The sequence below is a fragment of the Kitasatospora sp. NPDC059160 genome, from assembly GCF_042755465.1.
GTDB lineage: Bacteria > Actinomycetota > Actinomycetes > Streptomycetales > Streptomycetaceae > Kitasatospora.
Genome location: NZ_JBHZCN010000188.1, coordinates 1 through 9304 on the forward strand (window position 1 = coordinate 1; position 9304 = coordinate 9304).

6 protein-coding genes are annotated in these 9304 nt (G+C 73.4%); 2 read left to right on the top strand and 4 right to left on the bottom strand.

Features of this window, described 5'->3' with window-relative positions:
- Positions 1–88: 88 nt before the first annotated feature.
- On the bottom strand, positions 89–994 hold the full coding sequence (locus ACFXOZ_RS41085) for an alpha/beta fold hydrolase (protein WP_380595144.1): 906 nt from the start codon (positions 992–994) through the stop codon (positions 89–91).
- A gap of 611 nt (positions 995–1605) precedes the next feature.
- Between ACFXOZ_RS41085 and ACFXOZ_RS41090 the strand changes: the two genes are divergently transcribed.
- Together ACFXOZ_RS41090 and ACFXOZ_RS41095 are read left to right on the top strand one after the other, a co-directional pair.
- Complete coding sequence (locus tag ACFXOZ_RS41090) at positions 1606–3843, top strand: glycosyltransferase family 2 protein (protein ID WP_380595146.1); 2238 nt, start codon at positions 1606–1608, stop codon at positions 3841–3843.
- Positions 3844–3889: 46 nt separating this feature from the next.
- Positions 3890–5821 carry a galactose oxidase-like domain-containing protein gene (locus tag ACFXOZ_RS41095; protein WP_375883272.1) on the top strand — a complete coding sequence of 644 codons (1932 nt, stop codon included), beginning with the start codon at positions 3890–3892 and terminating at the stop codon, positions 5819–5821.
- 52 nt (positions 5822–5873) lie between these two features.
- Here the strand turns inward: ACFXOZ_RS41095 and ACFXOZ_RS41100 are convergent, their stop codons facing one another.
- From ACFXOZ_RS41100 to ACFXOZ_RS41110, 3 genes are all read right to left on the bottom strand, one after another.
- On the bottom strand, positions 5874–6833 hold the full coding sequence (locus tag ACFXOZ_RS41100) for a glycoside hydrolase family 6 protein (protein ID WP_375883269.1): 960 nt from the start codon (positions 6831–6833) through the stop codon (positions 5874–5876).
- Between the two features lie 295 nt (positions 6834–7128).
- Positions 7129–7857 (bottom strand): uracil-DNA glycosylase, encoded by a 729-nt coding sequence (locus tag ACFXOZ_RS41105; protein ID WP_375883267.1) that lies wholly within the window; start codon positions 7855–7857, stop codon positions 7129–7131.
- A gap of 78 nt (positions 7858–7935) precedes the next feature.
- A complete protein-coding gene (locus tag ACFXOZ_RS41110) occupies positions 7936–9192 on the bottom strand; it encodes a low temperature requirement protein A (RefSeq protein WP_380595148.1) in 1257 nt (418 codons plus the stop codon).
- Positions 9193–9304 lie beyond the last annotated feature (112 nt).

The following is a 9304-nucleotide window of genomic DNA, read 5'->3' on the forward strand; positions in this document are numbered from 1 at the left end:
CTCGTACTGGACGTACTTGGGCGATTCGGGCGTGCGTCCAGGCGGGATGCCCGGCGTCGCGCGCCTGGCAAGATCCGCCGGACAGGCCCTAGCCGGCCGCGGGGACGTCCGCGAGCAGCTTGCGGGCGATGAGCCCGGCCCCGGCCCCGCCCCAGAGGATCGAGTAGTGGTTGGTGTCCGGCACGGGCGAGGCCGGCACCCGTTCCCGGTCCAGCCCGGACAGTCCGATCCGCTGCCGGTCGTAGAGGCCCTGCGGCTCGTCGAGCAGGCCGCGTTCCGCCCAGAGCAGTTCGGCCGGGCAGGGCAGCCGGTGCACGGCCCCGGCCGCCTCACCGTCCAGCAGGACCTGGGCGCCGTCGGTCTGTACGGCCTCCAGGACGCAGGAGGAGCGCAGTTCGGGCTCGGCGCCGACCAGGTCGCGCTGGGTGTAGGCGTCGACGCCGTCGGACCAGCCGCCGCCGAAGGCCGGGTGGCGCTGCCAGAACTCCCAGTAGGCGGCGCGGTCCGGGAAGGTCATCGACAGCCGGGCCAACGCGGGGCCGAGCACCCCGGCCAGGGCGTCCTCCTCGCGGACGCCCTCGGGGAGCGGGAAGCTCAGCGCCCCGTCCACCAGCAGGACCCGGCGGACGAGTCCGGGGTGCCGGACGGCGGCCAGGGCGGTGACCCAGGCGCCCATCGAGTGGCCGACCACCGTGACGGGTCCGGCACCGAGGCCGGTGATCAGCGCGGCCACGTCGTCGGCGTGCCGGGCCAGCCCGTACGGTCCGGCGACCGACCGGCTGGCGCCGCGCCCCCGCAGGTCGGGCGCGAGCAGGGTGACCCGCCCGGCGAGCCGGCGGGCGACCTCGTACCAGGCGAGGCCGTTGGCGGTGATCCCGTGCACCGCCACGACCGTCGGGGCCCCCGGCCGGTCGGCGGGCCAGCGCAGGACGGCCAGGTCCCCGCCGGGTACGGGGACGGTCGACTCCTCGGGCTGCAAGGGGAACTGGCTCACGCGGGAGTACCTCCGGTGGGGCGGGCCGGGCGCCCGCAGGGTGGATGTCGGAACCGTAGGTGTGCGGTGGGACCGGCGACATGTGGCCGGGCGACGCAGCGACGCACCCCGCTGTGGCTCCGGTCGACATACCGCGGGCCCGCCGCCGTCCCCCGGGTGGCCCGGCCCGGCCTCCGCACCCGGGCGGACCGCACCTGGGACGACAACTCCTCTCGGCGGTCCGGCCGTTCGCATACCCGCTGTGGCACCGTCCACTCACCGTCGTGCCGAATTCCCCCGCATTAGCACCATCGCGAGCCACCGTGGCCGGGAATCGTGGCATCTTGACGCCTGAGCAGCGATCGTCGTGTGGAACTGTTGCGATCGGCGTTACGCTCCAGGAGAGTTGAGCAAGCCACGGATCCCGTCACGCCCGGTGGGGAAGCTGGACGGTGCGCCGGGATCCCGCATTCGAAGCCGTCGTGCCGGCCCGCAACCGATCCGGTCGCACACACTCCACGTATCGGGTTCCCGGTACGGGATTCCCGGTATCGCGTTCTGCCCGGGCGGCTCCGGGGCGAGGCGAGCGCCGCCGAGCACAGCAAGCCGCAGAACTCCGGGGGGAGCACGTCATGACCGACCCGTCCACGCGACGGAGGGGTGCCGGAACGGCCCGCGAGGACCGATCGGGCCGAAGCCGCCGCCGGGGCGCGGGGCAGCTCGACGAGGCCGCGCTGCGCACCGAGCCGGTGCCCGAAGCGCCGTACGACTACGGCCATTTCAGCCGTCTGGCGGGCCCGGCCGTCGATCCGGACGAGGACCGGGAGCTCGGTGGCGGCGTGTACCGGCCGGAGCCGGACGGTGCGCGGGCGTCCGCAGCCGCGCAGCCGGGTACGGACGAGGGCGCGCGGCCGGACACCCCGTACCGGGTCCAGTACCGGAGCCTGCTGCGGCACGATCCGCACCGGTTACGGGCCGCCCTGCTGCTGGTGGCGGCCCCGCTGGTGGAGGTGGTCCTGCTGGTCTGGCTGCTGCTGCCGGAGCACTGGCCGGAACGCCCGGACGAGACCGATGTCCTGGTGCTGCTCGGGGACAAGGTGATGATCGGCATCATCGCGGTGGTCGAGCTGTTCCGGCTGGTCAACGTGGTGTCCAACACCCACGCCACCCTGGTGGCCCGGGACCCGATACCGGTGACGCCGGAGTCCGGCACCCGGGTCGCGTTCCTCACCACCTGCGTGCCCGGCAAGGAGCCGCCGGAGATGGTGCGGGCCACGCTGGTGGCGGCACGCGACGTCCGGCACGAAGGACCGTACGACGTCTGGCTGTTGGACGAGGGAAACGATCCTGCAATGCGCGCCCTCTGCACCGAGCTGGGCGTCCACCACTTCACCCGTTCCGGCCGGCCGCACTGGAACCGGCCGAAGGGGCGGTTCCGCGCCCGGTCGAAGCACGGCAACTACAACGCCTGGCTCCAGGCCCACGGCGACGACTACGACTTCTGGGTGTCCGTCGACACCGACCACGTGCCGCTGCCCGACTTCTGCGAGCGGATGCTCGGCTACTTCCGCGATCCGGACGTGGCATTCGTGGTCGGACCTCAGGTGTACGGGAACTACCGCAGCTCGGGTTCGGCCGTCACCAAATTCTCCGAGAGCCAGCAGTACCTCTTCCACGCACTCATCCAGCGCGCCGGAAACCGTTACGGCGCACCGATGTTCGTCGGCACCAACAACGCCGTCCGAATCCACGCGCTCCGGTCGATCGGCGGGTTGTACGACTCCGTCACGGAGGACATGGCGACCGGTCTGGAGTTCCACCGCAACCGGAACCCGGAGACCGGGGAGAACTGGAAGTCCGTGTACACCCCGGACGTCCTCGCCGTCGGCGAGGGCCCGTCCTCCTGGACCGACTTCTTCTCCCAGCAACTGCGCTGGAGCCGCGGCACCTACGAGACCCTGCTCACCCAGTACTGGCGGGTGCTCTGGCGGCTGTCGCCCGGCCGGCTGCTCAACTACACGCTGATGGTGGGCTTCTACCCGATGGCGGCGCTCACCTGGCTGCTCGGCGGGGTGTCCAGCGTGCTCTACCTGGGCTTCGGCGCCTCCGGCGTGCACGTCTCCTCGGAGCTCTGGATGATGCTCTACAGCGACGCCGCCGCGCTCCAGCTCCTGCTCTACACCTGGAACCGCAAGCACAACGTGAGCCCGCACGAGCCGGCCGGATCCTCCGGGGTCGCGGGCATGGTGATGTCGGCACTCTGCGGCCCGGTGTACGCGGCCTCGCTGCTCCAGACGCTGGTGCGCCGCCGCGGCGGCTTCGTGGTGACGCCCAAGGGCCGGGAGGCCAGCGCCGACCGGCTCGGCACCTTCCGCTACCACCTGTTCTGGGCGGTGGTGTTCGGCGGCGCCGTCGCCGCGTCCTTCCACACCGGCTACGACCACGTGGCGATGCGCACCTGGGCCTGCATCGCCCTGGGGCTGACCGTACTGCCGCTGCTGATCTCGGCGGGCGACGCCGTCCGCCGGCTGCGCACCCGGCCCACCGCCACCCTGACCGTGACCGGCGACCCGACGGCGGCCCCCAAGGTCCTGCTGGAGAAGCGCCGCCCGCGCCACGCCCTCGGCCGCACCGGACCGGCGGCAGCAGCAGCAGGGGCAGGGGCAGCGGCACCGGCGCCACCCCGGCCCGACGCGCTCGACAGCCCGACCCTCACCCTCCGAGCGCCCGCGCCCGACGCCGCGACGGTCACGCTCCGCCTCGTCCGGCCCGACGACCCGGCGCCCGACCGCGTCGAGAGGGCCGACCACGTCGAGAGGGCCGACCACGTCGAGAGCCCCGAGAGCGCCGAGAGCACACCCACCCGCTGAGCCGCCCCGCCCCCGACCCGCCCGCCTCCTGAGGGGACCACCCACCGTGAAGATCCACAAGACCGGCCGCACCAAGCGCTTCGCCCTCGGCAGCACCGTCGCGCTGACCGTCGCCGGGATGAACGCCCCGGCCGTCCTCGGCTTCGCCGGCGACCAGTACCACCAGTACGTGATCAACCGCCCCGAGTACAAGGCGCAGTACGGCCACTGGCAGACCCTGTCGCTGCCCGCCGCGTTCCGGGTCAACGCCGTCCACGCCACCCTGCTGCGCACCGGCAAGGTGCTGATCGTGGCCGGTTCCGGCAACGACGAGAAGCAGTTCAACGCGGGCACCTTCAAGAGCCTGCTCTGGGATCCGGCGAAGAACAGCTACAAGTTGATACCCACCCCCGCCGACATGTTCTGCGGCGGCCACGCCTCCCTCCCGGACGGCCGGGTGCTGGTGGCCGGCGGCACCCAGCGGTACGAGAAGCTGGACGGCGCGGTGAAGAAGGCGGCAGGCGTGATGCGGGTGCGCAACGAGAGCCCGGAGCGCGACCGCACCTTCCCCAAGGGCACCGTGTTCGTCGCCCCGAACGGCCGGGAGTACGCCAGCACCGTCCAGGTGACCGTCCCCGCCGCGACCAAGACCGGTGCCGGGAAGCAGACCGTCGTCACGGCCGGCGAGCAGCACGTGTTCGTCGAGGCGGTCGGCGAGGGCCGGGACTACGTGAGCGACTCCCCCGCCCAGTACCGGATCAAGGGGCTGACCGGCGTCGACGCCCACAACCTGTACGGGCAGAGCGAGAAGCTGACCCTGGACAAGCAGGACTACCAGGGCATCCGCTCCGCCTTCGAGTTCAACCCGGACACCGAGCTCTACGAGCAGGTCACCGACATGGCGCACGCCCGCTGGTACCCGACCCTGACCGGGCTGGGCGACGGCCGGGTGGTCACCGTCTCCGGCCTGGACGACACCGGGCTGATCCTCAACGGCAACGACAACGAGGTCTACGACCCCAAGTCCAGGACCTGGGCCAAGGCCCCCGACCGCTACTTCCCGACCTACCCGTCGATCTTCCTGACCGCGAGCGGCAAGCTCTTCTACTCCGGTTCCAACGCGGGCTACGGCCCCGCCGACAAGGGCCGCGAGCCGGGCCTCTGGGACCTCTCGACCAACGGCTTCCGGCCCGTCCCCGGCCTGCGCGACCCGAACCTGACCGAGACCTCCGCCTCGGTGCTGCTGCCGCCCGCGCAGGCCCAGAAGGTCATGGTGCTGGGCGGCGGCGGGGTGGGAGAGTCCCCGCTGTCCACGGCCCGCACGGACATCGTCGACCTGTCCGCGCCCGAGCCCGCCTTCGTCCCGGGCCCGGACCTGCCGGCCGGCGGGACCCGCTACCTCAACAGCGTGGTCCTCCCGGACGACACCGTGTTCACCACCGGCGGCTCCAGCGGCTACCGCGGCCGGGGCGACAGCGACCTGCTCAAGGCCCAGGTGTACCACCCGGACTCCCGGACGTTCAGCACCGCCGCCGAGCCCACCGTCGGCCGCGACTACCACTCCGAGGCGCTGCTGCTGCCGGACGGCCGGGTCGCCGTCCTGGGCTCCAACCCGCTGTTCGCCGACAAGGCCGAGACCCAGCCCGGCGGCTTCGAGCAGCGCATCGAGATCTACACCCCGCCGTACCTGTACCACGGCGACCGCCCCGAGGTGACGGCCGCGCCCGCGGCGGCGAAGCTCGGCGGCACCGTCCGGATCGGCACCGCCCGGCCGGACGCGGTGACCACCGCCAAGCTGATCCGGCCCAGTTCGGTGACCCACGTGACCGACGTCGAGCAGCGCTCGGTCGCGCTGGACATCACCGGACGCACCGCCGACGGGCTCTCGCTCACCCTCCCGGGCAACCCGAACCTGCTGCCGCCCGGCTGGTACATGCTGTTCCTGACGGACGCGGCCGGCACCCCGTCGGTCGCCCGCTGGGTCCAGGTCGGCGGCTGAGCGGACAGCCCGCGCCGGGCGCCGCCGGACCGGGCCGGGCGCGCGGCTCCGCTCAGCGCGCCGCCTGCGCCAGCCCGAGCGCGTACGGCAGCCAGAACTCGCCCGCCCGGGGCTCGCCGCGGCCGCACTCGCCGTCCGACTCCCCCGGGTTCTTGATCCACAGGTAGGCGTCGACCCCGGGCCGCCCGGTCTCGGTGGTCGGCGCCTCGCCGAGGGCCCGGCCGGGCGGGTTGCACCAGGACTCGGCGCCCGCCGAGCCGTTGCCGCTGCGGCTGGTGTCGATGACGAAGTGCTTGCCGCCGAGGGCGGCGGAGAGCCGGTTGCCGTAGTCCGCGTTCCGGTCGGTCGGGTAGAAGTTGGCGACGTTGACGGCGAAGCCGTCCGCCGCCGCGATGCCGGACTTGCGCAGCGCCGCGGCCATCTCGTCCGGGTCCTGGGCCCAGCCCGGGTTGCCCGCGTCCAGGTAGACCCGGACGTTCGGACGCTTCTTCAACTCCTGCACGGCGAAGGCCAGCAGGCCGTACCGCTCGGCGGCCAGGTCGCCCTTGATCCCGCAGGTGTCCAGGGTGTGGGCGACGGCGTCCGGCTCCAGCACCACCCAGGCCTTGCGGTCGCCGAGGGCCCCGGCGACGCCGGTGATCCAGGAACGGTACGCGGCCGCGTCGGCGGCGCCGCCGGCCGAGTACTGGCCGCAGTCCCGGTGCGGGATGTCGTACGCGACGAAGACGGCCGTCCGGCCCGCCTCGGTGGCCCGGCGGCTCACCTGGTCGGCGATCTCCCGGGCGCTCTGTTCACCGAGCCACTGGGAGGAGGGCTGGGCGGCGATCCGCAGCAAGGTGTCGGCCTCGGCCGCACGGCCCTGGCCGCGCAGCGCCGCGACCTGCTGGGCGGCGTTGGTGCGGTCGGAGACGTAGAAGGCCTGCCCGGGAAGCTGGTTGAGGCCCGTGGCGCCGGCCGCCGGAGTCCCGGCGGAGCCTCCGGGGGCCCCGGGCGCTCCGGATGCCCCGGACACCGCGGAGGCTCCGGGTCCGTTCACCCCGCCCCCGCTACCGCACCCGGCGACCGCCAGCAGCGCCAGACCCGCCGCCAGCCCGACCCACCGCATCGCTCCTGCCCGTCCCACCCCGCGCACGTACCGCCCCTCCGAGCCGACTCCCACCCCCGTCGAACCGGTCCGGCGACCGGTCGCCACCAGCTAAGCACACCCGGCCCCGGCCGACGGCCGCCACCGGTGAACGACAAGTGGCCGTGGGCGGACGGGAATCCGAACCCCGCCCGGCCACGGCCGCCTACGGCACGATCGTGCGTCAGCCCTGCTTGAGGTCCGGCACCCGCCAGTCGATCGGCTCGCCGCCGAAGCCGTCCAGCGCCGAGTCGATCTGCGAGAACGGGCGGCTGCCGAAGAACAGCTTGGCGGACAGCGGCGACGGGTGCGCGCCCTGGACCACCACGTGCTTCTCGGTGTCGATCAGCGGCAGCTTCTTCTTGGCGTAGTTGCCCCACAGCACGAAGACCACCGGCTCCTCGCGCTCGCTCACCGCCTTGATCACCGCGTCGGTGAACTTCTCCCAGCCCTTCGCCTTGTGCGAGTTGGCCTCGTGGGCGCGGACCGTGAGCACCGCGTTGAGCAGCAGCACGCCCTGCTCGGCCCAGTGCATCAGGTAGCCGTTGTCGGGGGCCGGGATGCCGAGGTCGGCGTCCAGCTCCTTGAAGATGTTGCGCAGCGAGGGCGGCGTCTTCGTCCCGGGCAGCACCGAGAAGCTCATGCCGTGGGCCTGGCCGTTGTCGTGGTACGGGTCCTGGCCGAGGACCAGCACCCGGACCTTCTCGTACGGAGTGGCCTGCAGCGCGGCGAACTCCTGGCCGCTCGGCGGGAACACCTCGTGCTCCGCGCGCTGGGCCGCCACGAAGGCCGCCAGCTCCGCGAAGTACGGCTTCTCCGTCTCGGCACCGAGCACCGCGCGCCAGGACTCGGGCAGCTCCAGCCCGCCGCCCTCGCCGGCCTCGACCACGCCCGCCTCGACCGTGTCCGTCACGACATCTACCTCCCACACCGCGGCTGCTGCGCCGCCCGCCCTCTTACACCCCGAACGCTACACAGCCCCACCGACAACTCACTCCACGGGCGCCGGGGCGGACACCGTCGCAGCGGCCGAATCCGAAGCAGTGGCCGGGTCCGAGGGGGAGGCCGGGTCCGAGGGGGAGACCGGGGCCGCAGCGCCGCCCGCGGCCGCCCGCCCCACCCGCACGTGCTCCACCCCGTTGAGCGCCACCAGCAGCACGGCCAGCACCACCAGCACCACCAGGGCCGGCAGCCGCACCATCGCGGGCAGCAGCCCCAGCACCACCACCGCCGCGACGATCCGGGTGGTCGAGACCAGCCGGAACATCATCCAGCGGGTGTACCCGAAGGTCAGCAGGTACAGCCCGCAGCCGCCGTAGAGCAGCCCCACCGGTCCGGCGCCGAGCGCCCGCCACGGGTCCGCGACCGTCTCCGCGAAGCCGACCGCGACCCCGATCACCCCGGCCGCCAGGGCCAGGTGCCCGTACTGGAAGACCCGCCGGATCACGTCCCGCCGGGAGTCGGCGACCTCCACGGCGTGCCGCATCGCGTCCGCCGCGAACACGAAGTACTGCCACCACAGCCCGGCCGAGATGGTGAACGCGGCTGCCACGGCGGCCAGTTCGGCCGCGTCCAGCCGGGCCGCGGCGGCCGAGCCGCCGATCCCGACCACCGATTCGCCGAGCGCCACCAGCAGGAACAGCGCGAACCGCTCCGGCATGTGCGACGGGTGGTAGGCCACCTTGGCGAGCCGCCGCCGGAACACCAGCGGTGCGGCCAGGTCGCAGAGCGCGGCCGCCGCCCACAGCACCAGCCGCGGCCCGTCCGGCAGCAGCCCGCCGGCCAGCAGCAGCGGTCCGCTGACCAGCACGCCCGCCCCGTACGGACCGCGCCACACCCCCGGGACGCGCACCAGCAGGAGCAGCAGCACCACCCGGGCCAGCCAGTACGCGGCGCCCAGCAGCACGCCCCGGCCGCCGTACGCGCCCGGGACGGCGAGCGCCATGAACAGGCCGGCCAGTCCGACCAGCAGGATGCCCAGGCGGTCGCGCGGGTTGTCCACGTCGCGGATGTTGGCCTGCACGGTGGTGCCGACCCAGCACCAGTACACCGGCACGAACACCACCAGGGCCCGGACCAGACCGGTCAGGTCGTGCTGGTGGTGCAGCAGTCCGGAGACCTGGGTGATCGCGAAGACGAAGACCAGGTCGAAGTACAGCTCCGCCCAGGTGACCCGCTTCTCCGGCTCCTCCCCGGCCTCGAACTCCCCGGCCGTGCCCCCGGCCGTCGTTTCCCCCGCCGTGCTCATCCGCCCGGTCCTCCCCACGCGTACGGAACGAGCCCCGCCCCCGCGCGCGGCCGGGGCGGGGCGCGCGCCAGCACCCCAGAGGTTATACGAGCTCGACCACGTCCGCGCTCGC